The organism is Paenarthrobacter sp. NPDC089714, assembly GCF_044748905.1.
Taxonomy (GTDB): domain Bacteria; phylum Actinomycetota; class Actinomycetes; order Actinomycetales; family Micrococcaceae; genus Arthrobacter.
Window position 1 is genome coordinate 173278 of record NZ_JBIVGX010000007.1, and the last position, 16808, is coordinate 190085.

General features: G+C 63.9%; 15 protein-coding genes. 6 read left to right on the forward strand and 9 right to left on the reverse strand.

Translation table 11 applies throughout. The features are described 5' to 3' along the window. Window positions 1-356: 356 nt before the first annotated feature. Entirely contained in the window at window positions 357-1742 is a 1386-nt protein-coding gene (dnaB, locus tag ACIPY3_RS14185) for a replicative DNA helicase (protein WP_397324136.1), read from the forward strand. A 450-nt stretch (window positions 1743-2192) separates the two neighbouring features. On the opposite strand, the gene ACIPY3_RS14190 is transcribed toward dnaB, so the two are convergent. The 7 genes from ACIPY3_RS14190 to ACIPY3_RS14220 form a co-directional block, all read right to left on the reverse strand. Continuing rightward, on the reverse strand, window positions 2193-2567 hold the full coding sequence (locus ACIPY3_RS14190; protein WP_397324134.1) for a VOC family protein: 375 nt from the start codon (window positions 2565-2567) through the stop codon (window positions 2193-2195). Between the two features lie 43 nt (window positions 2568-2610). Next, window positions 2611-3654, reverse strand: coding sequence for a metallophosphoesterase family protein (locus ACIPY3_RS14195; protein WP_400335009.1), 1044 nt, complete (start codon window positions 3652-3654; stop codon window positions 2611-2613). Window positions 3655-3883: 229 nt separating this feature from the next. Continuing rightward, the gene (locus tag ACIPY3_RS14200) at window positions 3884-4264 is read right to left on the reverse strand and encodes a DUF1304 family protein (protein WP_400335011.1); all 381 of its coding nucleotides are present in this window, start codon (window positions 4262-4264) and stop codon (window positions 3884-3886) included. A gap of 135 nt (window positions 4265-4399) precedes the next feature. After that, on the reverse strand, window positions 4400-4858 hold the full coding sequence (locus ACIPY3_RS14205) for a ribose-5-phosphate isomerase (protein ID WP_400335013.1): 459 nt from the start codon (window positions 4856-4858) through the stop codon (window positions 4400-4402). A gap of 10 nt (window positions 4859-4868) precedes the next feature. After that, entirely contained in the window at window positions 4869-6608 is a 1740-nt protein-coding gene (locus tag ACIPY3_RS14210) for a dihydroxyacetone kinase family protein (RefSeq protein WP_400335014.1), read from the reverse strand. 41 nt (window positions 6609-6649) lie between these two features. Continuing rightward, the gene (locus ACIPY3_RS14215) at window positions 6650-7423 is read right to left on the reverse strand and encodes an SDR family NAD(P)-dependent oxidoreductase (RefSeq protein ID WP_397324129.1); all 774 of its coding nucleotides are present in this window, start codon (window positions 7421-7423) and stop codon (window positions 6650-6652) included. 28 nt (window positions 7424-7451) lie between these two features. Further along, the gene (locus tag ACIPY3_RS14220) at window positions 7452-8294 is read right to left on the reverse strand and encodes a sugar phosphate isomerase/epimerase family protein (RefSeq protein WP_400335016.1); all 843 of its coding nucleotides are present in this window, start codon (window positions 8292-8294) and stop codon (window positions 7452-7454) included. Between the two features lie 205 nt (window positions 8295-8499). On the opposite strand from ACIPY3_RS14220, the gene ACIPY3_RS14225 reads away from it, so the two are divergent. From ACIPY3_RS14225 to ACIPY3_RS14245, 5 genes are all read left to right on the forward strand, one after another. Then, window positions 8500-9837 (forward strand): MFS transporter, encoded by a 1338-nt coding sequence (locus ACIPY3_RS14225; protein WP_397324127.1) that lies wholly within the window; start codon window positions 8500-8502, stop codon window positions 9835-9837. Between the two features lie 63 nt (window positions 9838-9900). After that, window positions 9901-10794 carry a transketolase gene (locus ACIPY3_RS14230; RefSeq protein WP_400335017.1) on the forward strand — a complete coding sequence of 298 codons (894 nt, stop codon included), beginning with the start codon at window positions 9901-9903 and terminating at the stop codon, window positions 10792-10794. A 5-nt stretch (window positions 10795-10799) separates the two neighbouring features. After that, window positions 10800-11834, forward strand: coding sequence for a transketolase family protein (locus tag ACIPY3_RS14235; RefSeq protein ID WP_400335076.1), 1035 nt, complete (start codon window positions 10800-10802; stop codon window positions 11832-11834). 122 nt (window positions 11835-11956) lie between these two features. Then, complete coding sequence (locus ACIPY3_RS14240; RefSeq protein ID WP_400335019.1) at window positions 11957-12613, forward strand: GntR family transcriptional regulator; 657 nt, start codon at window positions 11957-11959, stop codon at window positions 12611-12613. Between the two features lie 82 nt (window positions 12614-12695). Further along, window positions 12696-13427 (forward strand): hypothetical protein, encoded by a 732-nt coding sequence (locus ACIPY3_RS14245; protein WP_400335020.1) that lies wholly within the window; start codon window positions 12696-12698, stop codon window positions 13425-13427. A gap of 140 nt (window positions 13428-13567) precedes the next feature. Here ACIPY3_RS14245 and ACIPY3_RS14250 read toward each other — a convergent pair whose 3' ends face one another. Then, window positions 13568-14179, reverse strand: a complete 612-nt coding sequence (locus ACIPY3_RS14250) for a hypothetical protein (RefSeq protein WP_397324122.1) — start codon at window positions 14177-14179, stop codon at window positions 13568-13570. Between the two features lie 8 nt (window positions 14180-14187). Then, window positions 14188-16776 (reverse strand): LuxR C-terminal-related transcriptional regulator, encoded by a 2589-nt coding sequence (locus ACIPY3_RS14255; protein WP_400335022.1) that lies wholly within the window; start codon window positions 16774-16776, stop codon window positions 14188-14190. Window positions 16777-16808: the final 32 nt, after the last annotated feature.

Genomic DNA, 16808 nt, shown 5'->3' on the forward strand with positions numbered 1-16808 from the left:
GGTAACGCACAGACTGTGCACAACGAGCGCGGCTTATTCCACAGGTTATCCACAACCACGCTGGATAACCGGCTTTGTGCTTACGCAGAGCACCGCTAACGTGGCTGGGGTACCTCTTTCAGGATGGAATCGGTCCTCCCGGCAGCCCCCAGGCAGCGGCGCGCAAAACCGCTTGGGGATACTTCTGTGGATAAGTTGTGGAATTGCTGTGGGCCAAAAATGTCGGCCCCAGCCGATACAACAGGAGCACTCGGCTGGTCCGCAAGGCTCGGGCAAAACCATCCCAGGTCCACTTGCGCTTTACGCACCACTGAGGGACCCACATCTCTACAGCGGTACACATATGGAGGACGGCTTTGTCAGTAACGCATTTGGACTCAATCGAGGGCTCCCGCTCTTCCGAAGCGAGCCGCAAACCTCCCCAGGACATCGCAGCCGAACAGTCTGTTCTTGGCGGCATGATGCTGTCCAAGGATGCCATCGCCGATGTGGTGGAAATCGTTCGTGGGCACGACTTCTACCGTCCTGCACACGAGACCATCTATGAGTCGATCATCGATCTTTACGGCCGCGGCGAGCCTGCCGACGCCGTCACTGTCTCGGATGAGTTGACCAAGCGTGGTGAAATCAACCGGATCGGTGGTCCCGCCTACCTGCACGAGCTCATCCAGACAGTCCCCACCGCCGCCAACGCCGGGTACTACGCCGAAATCGTGGCGGAGCGCGCGGTGCTGCGCCGCTTGGTCAACGCCGGCACCAAGATCGTGCAGATGGGCTACGGCCAGGACGGCGAGGTTGAGGACCTGGTCAACCAGGCCCAGGCCGAGGTCTACGCCGTTGCCGAAAAGCGTACGGCTGAAGACTACGTGGCTTTGAAGGACGTTTTGGAGTCCACGGTGGACGAGATCGAGGCGTCCGGGCACCGCGGCGAAGGCATGGTGGGCGTCCCCACTGGTTTCTACGAGCTCGACGAGCTCACCCACGGCCTCCACCCCGGCCAGATGATCGTTATCGCGGCACGTCCGGCCGTTGGTAAGTCCACTTTTGCTTTGGACTTCGCCCGCTCCGCCGCAATCAAGAACAACATGGCCACCGTCATGTTCTCCTTGGAAATGGGCCGGAACGAGATCGCCATGCGTCTCCTGTCTGCCGAAGCCACCATCAGCCTCCAGGATCTCCGCAAGGGAACCATCAAGGACGAGCAGTGGTCCAAGATCGCCACCACCATGGGCCGGATGAATGACGCCCCGCTGTTCATTGACGACAGCCCCAACATGTCCCTCATGGAGATCCGCGCCAAGTGCCGGCGGCTCAAGCAGCAGCACGACCTGAAGCTGGTTGTCCTCGACTACCTGCAGCTCATGAGCTCGGGCAAGAAAGTGGAGTCCCGCCAGCAGGAAGTCTCGGAGTTCTCCCGTGCGCTCAAGCTGCTTGCCAAGGAACTCCAGGTGCCCGTCATTGCGCTGTCGCAGCTGAACCGTGGTTCCGAGCAACGCCAGGACAAGCGGCCCATGGTGTCCGACCTCCGTGAATCCGGCTCGATCGAGCAGGACGCGGACATGGTCATCCTGCTGCACCGCGAGGACGTCTATGACAAGGAATCTCCGCGTGCTGGTGAAGCGGACATCCTGATCGCCAAGCACCGTAACGGTCCCACCAAGGACATCGTGGTGGCCTTCCAGGGCCACTACTCACGCTTCGCCAACATGGCCGGCGATTCGGGCGGTGGAGGCGGGTTCTAAGGGGCGGAGAGCCGCACAGATGGCAACGGCCCGAAATACCGTCCCCGCCCAGAGGGGCGCCCATGTCTTCGTCGACGAATCCAAATCGAAGGCGTATTACGTTGCCGCGACCGTGGTTGCCCCGGCAGACCTTGGGTCGGCGCGACGCGCGATTAGCGCCTTGCGGCGCCCCGGCCAGCGTCGTGTTCATTTCAAGAGCGAAAGCGATGCGTCACGGAATGCGTTCCTGAGCGGCGCTGCCGATGCCGGCCTGTCAACGTACCTGTACGTTGCTCGAGGTGTGCCGGATAAATTGGCCCGGCCGCAGTGCTTGGGTCATCAGGAAGTCGGCCCCTTTGGTACAGCGCGTTGTCGACTGCACGCCTTAAACAACGCGGGTCCGGCTCGTCATACCATCCGGAAGACTGCCAGACCCACTTCTCAGGGCTAATGCCCGTTGCAAGCTCTATCCTACCCCAGCTGCCTCCGCAGCAGGCAGAACTCGTTCCCCTCGGGGTCCTGCAGCACGTGCCAGTGTTCGTCGCCGGTCTGCCCGACGTCGGCGGGCCGGGCTCCGAGGGCCAGCAAGCGTTCCAGCTCGGCTGCCTGGTCCCGGTCCACAGGGTTGACGTCGATGTGGAGGGGCAGCCTCCCCGTGCGCGGGTTATTGCTCGGGCTCAGGATGATGGTGGGCTGAAGTCCACCGAAGCCCGCCTCCGGTGGGCCGATTTCGATGGCGCCGTCCTCACGGTCGAGTTCGACGTATCCAAGGACGTCGCTCCAGAACCTGGCAAGGAGTTCCGGATCGTGGCAGTTCAGGACCAGTTCACTGATTCGGCAGGACATGGAAGCCAGTGTAGCCACACGGGCTCCATGCCCTGCCGCCGTGTCACGGGAACAGCGGAATCTGCACTTCCTTGATCCATTCGCTGCGCCGGTAGTCGCGGGCCCTCACCACAACGCAGTCGTTGTACACCTCAACCTGAAGGCCACTGGCCTCGCGGCCGTCGAGGGCCCGCTCCCCACCCGTACCGTTGTCCTCCCACAGCGTCTGGATGGCGCCGGTGTTGATGACTTGGAAGCCCTGGAGGTTGCCGGTGCCGGGGACCGTGCGGCGAACCTCCCAGTCAGCCAGCTGCAGCGCCCAGTGGGTGTGGGCCGTGAAGACGAACACGTTCTTGTACTTGCCCAGGATTCCCAGGAGCCGATCTGCCTGCAGGTAGTCCTTCTTGTACAGGTTGTTTCGGGTGCCGGAGACAGTATCGGGGAAGGGGTGGTGGGTGAACACCATGACGGGTTGTCCACGGCGGGCCCAGAAGTCGAGGCGCTCTTCGATCCAGGCAATCTGCTCCTCGCTGAGCCACACCTCATCCCACAGCTTTGCGTCGTGATAGTGCATATACTTTTCGGTGCCCAGGATCAGCCCGGGCACACCCCCGAGGTCGATCTCCGTGTAGACCTTGTCGCGGCCGGTGAACCGGTAGAAGCTCTGGAAGAGCGAGGCTTCCGTGGTGCCGTTGGGCCACGTTGCTTGGGCCAGTGTGTTGGGGTTGGAGTACTTGGGAACATAGAACTCGTGGTTGCCGATTGACCAATGGACATTGGGGGCGTGTGCATTGGAGTCCAGCACCTTGCGTACGGCGTCGTACTCGAAGTCGTAGCCTCGCGGCGTGATGTCACCGTTGACTACCAAGCCGGCGCTTTGGCTGCGTGGGTTGGTGGCCTCGATGTCCTTGAGGGCGAGTTCGAAGTCGCCCAGGTCGCCTTGGATATCACTGATGACGGTAAAAATGCGGGCTTTGCCGGATGGGCGGTTGCTGCCGTGTCCCTGTCCGGTGGCTTGGGCCGGAGATGCGACGGCGGCGGTGGCGCCGAGGGTCGCGAGGCCGGCGAGCGATGCGGTGATTGCGGAGCGGCGGCTGGGGGAGGCCATGGGGAGCCTTTCATTGGGTTCGGTCAGTTGACTCTCTGAAGCTAGGGAGAGCAGGTGAATCCCAAAGGAATGCCGGATGGCCGGGTTGTGTAGACAAGTTGATGGATCATCGCTGATTGTGAGCAGTTTTGTTCAGCCCATTGCTAAAAGTGGTGTGAGTCTTGTATAGACAGCCGTCGTCGAAGAAGTGCGATTCAGTGCCGCTTCGGGCCGGCTACAGGGCCTGTGCTCAGCGGAGCAGCACATAGAACACGATTGCGAGCCCGGGAATCAGCGCCTGTCCGATGGCGCTTGTGAGCAAACTCTTCTCCGTGACCCACAGCCAAAAGCCAAGGAACACGTGGCTTGCGCAGCAGAACAGGACGATTGACGTTCCACCGGCTGTGCTGCCCGAGTTCACCATCCACAAGCCGACAGCCAAACCGACTCCGAACACGATGTTGTAGGCACCCACGTTCATGGCCCACATCCGAACGGCCCGGACATCCTCCGGTTTGATCAGGAAGATCCGGTGGAAGCGTTGATCGCCGTGAAAGAAGACCTCAAGTACTCCGACGCCAATCAGCGTCAGGGCGGTAACTCCGGCAAGAATCTGACTCACGAGGTTCATGAGCGTCCTCCAGGCCATGTCCGATCCGGCTGTTTCCGTGAAGGATACGCCCGCAGGGAATGGCCCTCAAGAACCCGGGAAAAGAGAAGGCCAGGCCCCACGCATCGCGCGGGGCCTGGCCTTCGGAACGGGGAACTAGCAGCCCTCGAAGTCGCTCAGCACTTTCACCTTGGCGGCGGACCCGGACGTGGGGTCGAACGCGTACCCGATCCATTCCTTGGCCAGGCGGCGTGCCAGTTCGACGCCTACAACGCGCTGGCCCATGGTGAGCACCTGGCAGTCGTTGGACAGGATGGAGCGTTCCACAGAGAACGAGTCGTGCGCCGCGGTGGCGCGGATGCCCGGGACCTTATTGGCGGCGATGGCAACGCCGATTCCGGTGCCGCAGAAGAGGATGGCGCGGTCGGCCTTGCCGTCGCGGATCATTTCACCTGCAGCGATGCCCACGTAGGGGTAGGGCTTGGTGAAGTCTTCATCGTCACGGTGGACTCCGATGTCGATCACTTCGGTGATCCGTGAATCGGCCTGGAGGTCCGCGAGGATCCGGTCCTTGTAGTCAACGCCAGCTTCGTCGGCGCCCACGATGATGCGCATGGTCATACTCCTAGTTGATGGCGGCAGTTGCGTGAACTGCGGTGAAGTGGGGTCCGACGGCGGCAAACACCATGGCGAGCGATGTCGCCCCGGGGTCCGGCGTGCCGATGCTCTTCTCGGCGAGGGGACGGGCGCGGCCCTTGAGCGGCCGAAGGTCGGCGGTTGCGGCGGCCGCGTCGGCTGAGGCGGCCGCAGCTGTTGCCCAGGCTTGGGAAACAGGTGATCCCGAGGCCACGGCGGATGTCAGGGAGGAAGTGAAGGGCAGCAATGAGTCCACCATGGTCTTGTCCCCGATCTCCGCCTTTCCGAGTCCCGTGATCCGGTCAGCGAAGGCCTGAACCGCTTGGGCGAGGTCGTCCGGCGTCGGGCTTTGCTCATTGCCCAGTCGCTCGCCAAAGGCGCGCAGCCCGGCACCCCAGAGGACACCCGATGTTCCGCCGGCCTTGTCGGCCCACGCGTCGCCGCCGGCGATCAGCACGGAACCAGCACCGGCGCCTGCAGCAAAGGCCGTGGCTGCGGCCTCAAGGGCGGCAGCAGATCCGCGGACCATGCCACGTCCGTGGTCGCCGTCGCCCGCGATGGCGTCCATGTCGCCCAGCATCGACTCGGAGTCGCGGAGCAAGCCCGCGGTGGTCTCCAGCGCCGCGAGGCACTGGCCTGCGTAGGCGCGTGATTCCTCTGTGGAGGAGTAGTCGGCTGTGTCCACAGCAGCAGCTTCGTCCACAGCGTCTTCGGCAGCAGTGACGTCAAACCCGACGGAGCCGCGACGGTACGCCGGGGTCAGGGCCGGAGCCGTCCAGTACTCTTCAAGCTCTTCGTCCAGCCAGGTCAGCGTCAGCGAAACCCCGGCCATGTCCAAAGACGTCACCAGTTCGCCAACTTCGGGCATCACCAGCGTGTACCCGGCTTCGCGGAGCAGCGGAGCTACCGTGCGCCACAGGACAAAGAGTTCCTCGTTCTTGGTGGAGCCGAGTCCATTGAGGATCACGGCGACGCGGCCCGGCGCGCCAGCGGGGGCTTCGGCCAGTACGCGGCGCACCAGTTCGTTGCCGAGTTCGACGGCGGTGGGCAGCTCGGTGTCGAACAGTCCCGGTTCGCCGTGGATGCCCAGGCCCAGGCCCATGTGTCCCTCGGGAAGACTGAAGAGCGGCCGGTCAGCACCCGGGAAGGTGCAGCCACTGAAGGCGGTCCCGATGGTGCGGGTGTGATCGTTAGCTTTCCGTCCCAGCCGGACCACTGATTCCAGGTCCTGCCCGGCTTCGGCAGCGGCACCCATGACCTTGAAGACCACGAAGTCACCGGCAATGCCGCGGCGCTTCTCGATCTCGGACAAGGGAGCGCTGGCAATGTCGTCCGTGACCAGCACGTTCTCCGCACGGATTCCCTCGGCATTCAACCTTTCGCTGGCCATGCCGAAGTTCAGGACATCTCCGGCGTAGTTGCCGTAAGTGAAGACGACGCCTGCGCCGGAGTCGGCTGCCTTGGCCACGGAGTACGCCTGCTGGGTAGAGGGGGAGGTGAAGATGTTTCCCACCACGGCACCGTCAGCGAAGCCCGGGCCGATGATTCCGGCGAATGCGGGGTAGTGGCCGGAACCGCCGCCGGTGATGACGGCGACCTTCGGCGTGGAGGGCCTGTTGCGGCGGACCGCGCCGCCCTCAACCTGGCGGACAAGGTCCGAGTGGGCGTCGCAGAAACCAGCGAGGGCTTCGTCGGCGAAGTCGGCGGGATCGTTGAAGATTCTGGTCATGGTGGGTCCTGGTTCTGGAGTCCGGGCGAGGGGAGTGCGGACTAGTGGATGTGGCTGCCGCCGTTGATGTCGATGGTGGTGCCAGTGAGGTAAGCGGAGTCTTCGGAGGAGAGGAAGGTGATGACTGCGGCAACTTCTTCGGTGGTGGCGTTGCGGCCCAGCGGGATGCCTGCGTTGATGGCGTCTTCCTGCTCCTGGGTGCTGCCGACCCGGATGTTGGTGTCCACGGCGCCGGGGGTGATGGCGTTGACGGTCACGCCGGTTTCGCCGATTTCACGGGCCAGGGCCTTGGTGAAGCCGAGGATCGCGGCCTTGGCTGCGGAGTAGGGAACCTTGCCGAAGACGCCGCCGCCACGCTGGGCCGAGACGGAGGACATGTTGACGATGCGGCCCCAGCCGTTGGCGATCATGTCCGGCAGGAAGGCCTTGGTGACCAGGTACGTGCCGGTGGCGTTGACGTCCATGACCTTGTGCCACAGCTCAAGCGTGGTTTCCAGGAACGGGACGGGGGAGGTGATGCCGGCGATGTTCGCCAGGGCGCCCACAACCGGCAGGTTTCCGGCGGCAACTTCAGCGGCAACGGCGGCCTGTGCCTTGGTGACAGAAGCTTCGTCGGCCACGTTGATCTCGTAGCCGAAGGCGGGGACGTTGAACTCGTTGGCGATCTCGGCGGCAACCTTGGCGGACTTCTCGCCGTCGAGGTCCAGGATGGCGATGCCCCAGCCCTGGGCTGCGTAGCGGCGGGCGGTGGTGAGGCCGATGCCGCGCTCGGAGGTTGCTCCGGTGAGGACGGCGGTGCGCTGGATGGTGGACATGATGCTCCTTGGGTGGTTTGAAGGGGTACTAGATGAGGTCTGAGATGAAGCTGCCGGCCTTGGCGGTGGCAGCCGGGCGCTCGTCGTGCGTGACGTCGCGGGTTTCAAGCTCCAGCGAGAAGTGGCCGGTGTAGCCGGCATCCCGGAGCTTGGAGAGGCCGCCGGCGAAGTCCGCCTGGCCGTTGCCGATGCTGAGGTTGATGTTCCCGGGCCCGGTTTCGGTTGCGGGAACGGCGTCCCGCAGGTGGACGTGTTTGATGCGCCCGCCGAACCGGTCAACGAAGTCAACGGGATCGCCGCCGGAGGCAACGATGTGGCTGAAGTCCATGACGATTCCGACGTCGGAACCGGCCAGGCGGTCTGCGAGCAGCTGCGCACGTTCGGTGTTCCAGCAAAGCCGGTAGTAGTGGAGGGACTCCGTCCACAACTCCACTCCAAATTCCGCAGCCCGGTCGGCCGCATGGATCAACTGCGCAGCGACGGTTTCGATGTCTTCCTCGAGGCTCTTGACGGGCTCGTGGTCGATCGCACCGCAGGGGAGAACCAACGCTTTCGCGCCGGTCTTTGCCGCGAGGCTGAGCAGCATCTCGAGGTGACGTTCGCGCTTTCGCGAGGCGTCGGCGTCGAGCGTTGCGTTCAGGTCCCCGACGTCGCCGTTGACCGAGCGGACGCGCATTCCCGAGTTATTGACGACGGCGGCAACCGCCTCGACAGCCTCGGCGTCCAGGACGTAGGGAACATGGTCGCAGACGCCGGGGAGTGCCCCGAGGTCAATTTCCTCAAACCCCAGGCCGCCCATGGTCTCCAAGGCTGTTGCCAAGTCCTGGTGGCGGAAGCTGATCGAAGAACAGCCAAGTCGGTGATGGAACATCGTCGTTGATCCTCAAGTCGTGCGGTCCTCGCCGGAGAGGGCCTGTAGTGATGCAAACCACGTTACAGTCGTTAACTGTCAACAGTCAACCTTTGGAGTTGACTGTTGACAATGCTGGTGGTGTCGGTCACAGTTGACGTATTATGTTGACTGTCGACAGTGAGGTTGCGGAGAAGCGCCCCACTCTTCGAAAGGGAAATAAGCAATGAGCAATGAAGCTCTGACCATGCGTGGTCCGGTTCATGGAACCAAAGAAGCTAAGCGCGTCGCCGTAGGATCCGGCGTTGGCGCAGTCATTGAAACCTACGACTTCATCGGTTTCGGCACCGCTGCCGCCCTGTACTTCGGTACGGCGTTCTTCCCGGGTGCCGACCCGGTGACTGGTACGTTGGCCTCGTTCGCGACCCTCGGCGTCGGCTTCGCTGCCCGCCCGCTCGGCGGCATCATCGGCGGCCACCTTGGCGACAAGCTCGGCCGCAAGCCCGTCCTGGTTGCCTCCCTGATCCTCATGGGCCTGGCGACGTTCGCCATCGGCCTGCTTCCCACCTACCAGCAGGTGGGCCTCCTGGCACCGGCACTCCTGGTGATCGTCCGCGTTATCCAGGGTCTGGCTTTCGGTGCGGAGTGGGGCGGCGCGATCCTCATGAGCTACGAACACGCACCGTGGCGCAAGAAGGGGCAATTCACTGGCATTGTGCAGGCCGGCTTCCCCGTGGGACTGCTGCTTGCCAACCTCGTCTTCCTGAGCAGCGTCGGCCTGGGCAGCGAGTGGGCGTGGCGCGTTCCGTTCCTGGCCAGCATTGTCCTGGTGGCCGTTGGCCTGATCATCCGCTCCAAGGTGCCTGAATCCCCGGTGTTCGAGGACGTCAAGACCAAGGGTGACATCGTCAAGTCCCCGATCGTCGAAGTCATCAAGACCGACTGGCGCAACATCGTCCGCGGCATCGGCCTCCGCATCGCCGAAACCGCCGGCTACGCAGTCTCCGTGACGTACATGATTTCCTACCTGCACAGCACCAAGCTCGCTGACAAGACCCAGACCCTGGTTGCCCTCTGCATCGCCGCCGCCATTGGTATCTTCGCCACCTACGCCTGGGGCAAGCTGACGGACAAGGTAGGCCGCCGTCCGGTCTACATCTGGTCCACCGCCTTCGCAGTGGTCTTCGGCATCCCGATGTTCCTCCTGGTCAACACCGGCCTGTTCATCTTCATCATCGCCACCATCGTGATCGCCTACGCTGTGTGCCAGAACTCCCTCGCCGGCGCCCAGGGTGCTTGGTTCCCGGAGCTGTTCCAGGCCAAGACCCGGTCCTCGGGAGCCTCGCTGGCCTACCAGATCTCCGCCATGGTTTCCGGCTTCACGCCGTTCATCACCACCCTGCTGTTCGTCAGCTTCGGATGGGTGGGCCCGGCCGCCCTGTTCAGCATCTACGGTGCGATCGGCCTCTGGGCTGCTGTCGTCACCAAGGAAACCTGGGGCAAGCGCGAGCGTCAGCTCGCCGAAGAAGCTGCCAACAACACGCCCCATTCGGTATCTGCCTAAGCACCCACACGACGTCGGGCGCGCTCTCCCCATCGGACCGCGCCCGTCTCCGGAAGGAAACCAGTGACTCTCACTTCAGTCGAAACGGCCGCCCCCGCTGCGGAACGCGTGGACCGCATCAGCGCCGCCGCCTACCGAATCCGCCACCACGCCTTGAACATGGGCGAGGTGCAGGGCCAGGGATACGTCGGCCAGGCCTTGGGCGCAGCGGACATGCTCGCCTCCGTCTACGCAGACCAGCTCAGCTTCCGGGCCGAGGACCCGCATTGGGAAGGCCGGGACCGGTTCCTGCTCTCTACGGGCCACTACGCGATCGGCCACTACGCGGCGTTGGCCGAGGCCGGCATTGTGCCAGTGGCCGAGCTTGAGACCTACGGCTCGGATGATTCCCGCCTTCCGATGTCCGGCATGTCCACCTACACCCCGGGCATGGAAATTTCCGGCGGTTCGCTGGGCCACGGCCTGACTATTGCGGTCGGAATGGCTCTCGGGTTGCGGGCGCAGGGTTCCGCTTCGCGGGTCATCAACTTCCTCTCCGACGGTGAACTCGACGAAGGTTCCACGTGGGAGGCAGCCATGGGCGCGCACCACCACCAGCTCGGAAACCTGACGGCGATGGTGGACATCAACGCCCTCCAGGCCGACGGCGCCACGAACACGGTGCTGCGCACCGAACCTGTGACGGAGAAGTGGGAATCGTTCGGCTGGTACACCCAGCGTGTGGACGGGAACGACGTCGGTGCGTTGCTGGCTGCGTTCGACAACATCGCCGGGCGCCGGGCTGCTTCGGGCGCTTCCGGCCAGCCGTCGGTGATCCTGTGCGACACGAAAGTGGGACGCGGGGTGCCGTTGCTGGAGGCCCGCGAGAAAGCGCACTTCATGCGCATCGAAGAACACGAATGGCAGATCTGCCGTGAGCAGCTGACCGCTGGATACGAAGGGACGGCCACGGCATGAGCTCAGTGACAACAACCACGACGGCGGCAGGCCCGGCCGCGGGCGGTTTGGCTTCGGCTGGGAAGCCAAAGCTGAAGACCTCCGCGATGATCGCCTCGTTCGCGGATCCCGGCCAGAAGACCACCTCCGCACCGTTCGGACACGCCTTGGTGGCCGCGGCCGAGGCCAATCCCAAGATCGTTGGCTTGACCGCGGACCTGGGTAAGTACACGGACATGCATATCTTTGCCAAGGCCTTCCCGGAACGGTTCTTCCAGATGGGCATGGCCGAGCAACTGCTCTTCGGTGCTGCTGCCGGCATGGCCGAGACCGGCTTGGTCCCGTTCGCCTCCACCTACTCCGTGTTCGCCGCTCGACGTGCCTACGACTTCCTGTGCCTGGACATCGCCGAGCCGAACCTGAACGTCAACATCGTGGGCGGACTGCCCGGTCTCACCACCGGCTACGGCCCCAGCCACCAGGCCACCGAGGACATGGCGATCTTCCGCGGCATGCCTAACCTGACCATCGTGGACCCCTGTGACTCCGTGGACATTGAGCAGGCCGTTCCCCAGCTGGCCGCATCCGATGGACCCACGTACCTGCGCTTGCTGCGTGGGAACGTGCCTACGGTACTGGACGAGTACGACTACACGTTCGAACTCGGCAAAGCCAAAGTCCTGCGCGGCGGCAACGACGTGGTGTTTGTCTCCTCCGGGCTGATGACCATGCGCGCCCTGCAGGCGGCAGACGCCTTGGCCAAGCACAACGTGGACGTGGCCGTGGTGCACACCCCGACCATCAAGCCCTTCGACTCCGCCACCGTGCTGGCCGAACTCAACACCGACCGGCTCGCCGTCACCCTGGAGAACCACACCGTAGTTGGCGGTCTGTTCGAAACTGTTGCCTCCGCCGTCGTAAGCGCCGGCCTCGGCAAGCGCGTGGTACCCATCGCGCTCCCGGACCAGTTCCTCGACGCCGGTGCGCTGCCCACACTCCATGAACGTTACGGTCTCTCCGTGGACCGCATCGTCGCCAAGGTCCTGGCAGAACTCGCCTGACCACGAAAGTCACAAGCACGGGGCGCGGAACCGGCGATACTGCCGGGACCGCGCCCCTGCCCGTAGTATCGACAGTTAACACCGGACTGTCGGCTGTTGCCCGAAGATATTGAGGAAAGATCATGGCCCTTGGCGCATCCCTCCTGGGACTGGAGAAGAAGAGCCTTCGCGAGCAGGCACTCATCGCTCTAAGGGGTGCCATTACCAGCGGCGAGCTGGAACCCGGGCGGCATCTTGTGGAGACCGAGCTGTCCGACATGCTCCAGATCAGCCGGGGAACACTTCGCGAAGCCCTCCGCCAGCTTGAACAGGAAGGCCTGGTTTCCGCCGGAGCACGCGGACGCCTTTCCGTCCGCCACTTGGACGTGAAGGAGATCCGGGACATCTTTTCCGTCCGGGGGGTCCTCGAATCGCTGGCCGCCCGCACGCTCAGTGACATGCCTGACAAGGAAGCGGCCCTCAGGGAACTGCGAGAGGCCGTGGAGGCCATGGGCAAGGCGAGTGAATCCTCCCTGGAGGAGCAGATCGAGGCCGACCTTGAATTCCACCGCACGCTGTGCCGCCTCTCCGGCAACGAGACCCTGCTGCACCAGTGGGAGTCTTTGGAAGGCTCCATCCGCATGTCCATCATGTTCGCCGGGGTGGAACGAGCCACGGGGAACATGAGTGTTGGCAGGCACTACGACATCGTTGCGGCGATCGAGACGGGCAACGCTGCGAAGGCACGCGAAACGATCATCTCGCACATGGACGGTGCTGCAGAAAACCTGGTGGGCTAGCCTGGCCGAACTGTTGGCCCACCACTGAGAGAGTGCGCTAACCGCCACTGAGGAGCGTTGAGGCGAAGGCTAGTTTGTCCGGGTGCCAGTTCAACGCCCACCTTCCCCCATCGCCGAAAACCCGTCCTCTGACTCACCTTCACCGGGACCCGACGCAGAGCCGGCCGAGCGTCCCGACGTCGACTTTGTCCACAGAAATCCCATCCTGGCCGGCGCAGTTGCCTGGGAGTGGAAGAGGCGTGCCACCACCGTCACGTTGGGCGGAATCCACACATCCTGGTCCTCGCTGCTCCTGCAGGATCCCCTCGAAGCCGCCCTGTGGGTGGTCCTGGACGCGTATGCGGATGACCTCGTTCCGCTGCCGCTCAAAGTGCGGTCCCTGACTGCTGCCGGACGCCGCTGCGTGGTACTTGGCCAGGTGACCCCCTCCCAGCGGGCAGCGCTGTCCGCTGAAGGAGCCGTCGCCATCCTTGACCCGGACAGTACGGCGGCGGAGATTCCCCGCTTGATTGAAGCCGTGGTCCTTGGATCAACCCGACCCCTGGTTCCCCAGCCAAGCGTCGGCAAGGAACTGACGGACAGGGAAATCCAAGTACTGGAGCTCTATGCCCGCCGACGTGCGCTCACCGCATCGGCCTTGGCCCAAGCCCTGGGTCTCAGGACCACCACGGTGCGCGGACATCTGGCACGTGGACGGAAGAAGCTGACGGAGGCCGGTCTGCGTTGCGTCACCAGGGGAGAGCTAGCCAAGGCCCTCCAAGACATTGGCTACAGCATCACGGACAACCAGTGGCACGCCGTTGGACGGTGGTAGCGGGCTGGGGCATGGCACCACTGAGGAGGTTGGCAGTAAACACTGAGCCGGGATGCCTTGGCCACGGAGAAAACCGGTGCCGGTGCCGGGCAATTGCTTCAAGCCGCGTGCTCACCGCAGGGTGGCGCGGTACCGGCGGCTCACCGCAGGGTGGCGCGGTACCGCCTGCTCACCGCTGCCCGGCTGGTCCGCGGGCCTATCCCCAACTTGCGTCGAACCGATGCGAGGTGGTTCCGCAGCGTGGCATCGGCGATGCCCAGCCGTCTTGCCACCTCCATGCGCGGGAGCTCCTGGGCGTCCAGAAGGTAGGCGTCCGCGGCAATTTCCTCAGCCGCCGTCAAAGCGATGCATTCACGTCCGGAGTCGGGGTCGAACGGCAGGTGCGTGCCGTCGTCGGAAATGCTTTTGACCGCACTGAGCAGCACCTGGAGCGTTGCCGTCTCGGGCACGTAGCCGCGCACGCCCAGATTCATGAGGCCCAAGACGCGTGAACTGTGCAGGACGCCGCCGTAAACGAGCACCCGTTTGCCGGCCTGCACTAAATCGCTGACGCTTCCTTCCAGGTCCGGCATGGCGCCGTCTGCTACCACCACGCTTCCCGGCATCCTGGACTGCAGCGAGACCGTGGCCCAATGCACCAGCGACGTGAACTGACGGTTATTGCTGATGACCCGAAGGCGCGAGCCCTGGGTGGCCTTGCTCAGTTTCTGGGAACGGAAATTCGCCCAGTGGGATTCAACAGGGTTTGTCATGGCTGTCCTTAACCTTCCAGTACGGCGTTGAGCCGGTTTGTCTCTTGATCCGGGAAACCTCCCACAGCACCCACACGGGACTCCTCCGGCATCCCCTGAACCAGGTCTGCGAGTTGCTTCCGTGTTGTGGAGTCCGTTTTGCGTAAAGCATTGGAGATGTGGCTTTCCACCGTGCGGATGCTGATCCCCAAGTGCTCGGCGATGTCCTGGTTGCTTTGCTGGCCCGCGACCATCGCCACCTCGATCTCCCGCACTGTGAGGGAAGAACCGGGTGCTTCGGAGCTGAAGTCGAAGAGGGTACCGGTTGGCCGGAACCGGGCGCTGAAATCCTTGGCGGCCCGGGCGAGCTCGCGTGCCATATCCGGTTCTCCGCTCAGCTGCCACCGTTGACTGGCCCCGCGCAGAAGCATGCAGATGTGGTACGTGTCTGCATCCGGCACGTAGGTGTCCAGCACGTGCCGGAGCCGCGCCACCTCGCCTTCAATGGCAGCATCTGCGGCGGCAAGGAGTTGGTCATGGACGGCCAGTCCCCGTTCTCGCAGGATGCCCTTGAGCAGGTCCCGGACCCGGGGGCCGGCCAGCAGCCCCAAGGCGAAAATGCCGGTGTGCACGGCTTCGAAGACGAACCCGCGGGCCAAGGCCTTCGACACGACACGACTGGCCAGCTGGTCGAAGGACTTTGCGCTGACGGGACGGCTGGCGGCCAGGTCCAGCAGGCCCGTACCCACTCCGGGGAGGGGGCCGACGTCGGGGGCTTTTGCCGGGGTGCCCTCGGTGCCGCCGCCATCCCCAGCGCGTAAGGAGGACAAACGCAGCATGGCGCCGTGCAAGGAATTCAGGAGGGGGCTGGGTGTGCCGAAGGAAAAGGACCGCCCCATCAGATACTCGGCTTCGTCGAACAAGCCGTAGTTCTGCAGGGACAGGGCAGCGAGGTAGCTCTGGCTCACCAGGGTGAATTGGTCGATCTCCTGCATCGCCTTCTGTCGCGAGGCAAGCGCCAGGATCAGGGACTCCTCGACGCGTCCGCTCGCGAACAGGGCCAACCCGCGGATGAAGGTTTCGAAGCGTTGGAGTTCGTACGGCATGTCGCCCGCAGCGATGCTGGTCAGGGCTGCCTCAGGTTTGAGGCTGTATAGCTCCAGGATTCCTTTGATGATGGCAAAGGCGCCCCCTGGCAGTCCTGGTTCCGGATCGGGGATGGTCACCTTGCCGTCTGCGGCGCACGATGCCTCAAGGAAGCTGATGAATGCTTCGGCTTCCGGGCGCAGGCGGGGCTCCCTGGACGCCGTGGTGCGGAGAAGTGCTACGCCTCCTTTGAGGTCGCCCCTCGCGGTGTACATCAACCAGGCCTGGGTCATGGTGAAGAAAAACAGCTCCCCCGCCGTGCCGGACTCCGTGTCAGTCCGGCTGAAGACTTCCTGGATCCGTTCGGGATCCGCCCGCGCTCCCCAGTAGCAGGCCAGAAGCGGCACCGCGTTGGACAGGTTCCGTTGGTGCTCCCATGCCGAGAAGTGGTCTCTCTCCATGGCCTCGGAGCGCTGCTGGAAATAGCGGTTCGTGGCCGCATGGTTACCGTCCATTTCCGCGCGGATGGCGGCCACTGCGGCGGGCAGGCGGTTAGTGGGTGCCTCGGCAAGGGCGTGGCTGCCAACTCTTCCCGTCAGGGTGCTTTGAAGAACCCTCCTGGACCCAACGGCGCGTGCTGCGAGGTAGTCGTCCAGCAGGGGCGGGAAGACTGTGGCCACAGGAGTGCCGTCCGGGCCGCTGACCACCGAAATCAGTCCGCCAACCTCCAGATCGTCCAAGGCATCTTCGCCCACCGTTGCTACGAGTTGGCTGACGGGTGTGGGTCCGAGCAACGACATCTTGTGGAGTGCGCGGAGCTGGTGGGTCCGCAGGCCCTGAAGCAGGGCTTCGAGCGCGCCGTACAGGTGTTCATTCATCAAACCGGCACCGGGCATGGACCAGCGGCCGTTCTTGAGCAACAGGCCTCCACTGAGGACGGAGCTTTCTACGAGACGAACGGCCAGGCGCAAATTGCCGCCCGACTTGGTGAGGACATGGGCCGCGACATCCACCTCGGCCGGAGCCCCGAGAATCTTCGCGATGAGCTTGTTGATCTGTCCAAATCCGAGCGCGGGGAGAGCCACTGCTGCTTCGGGAAGACAGGCCAACAGGCCGGCAGGTGCTGTGGGATGGAGAGGATTGTCATTCACGGTGATGACCAGCGGCACGTTGGCGCGGGACCGCAGAATGTTCACGACGGCCAGTGATTCCCGGTCAAGGTTGCCGACGTCGTCGATCACCATCACACGGGCCCCGGTCCGGGCAAACTGGGCCGAAAGGTAGTCCGAGACACCGAGGATTCCGATGGTCCGGGAATTGAAGTCGAGTCCCAGGGACAAGACGCCGGCGAAGGGCACGGCGGCCAGCGCGGGCGTGCCGAACATGGCGAAGACTTCAACACCGTCTTCCTCAAGCCGGGCAACCAGGGACCTTACGAGAGTGGACTTGCCGCTCCCGGGGGCGCCCACGATCCTGACACCCAAGCCCTTGGCCACGTATCCCAGGACACGTTCGATTGTGTGGTTATGCAATGCCCGCTCTCCGACTGCATGGTGCTGCTTTC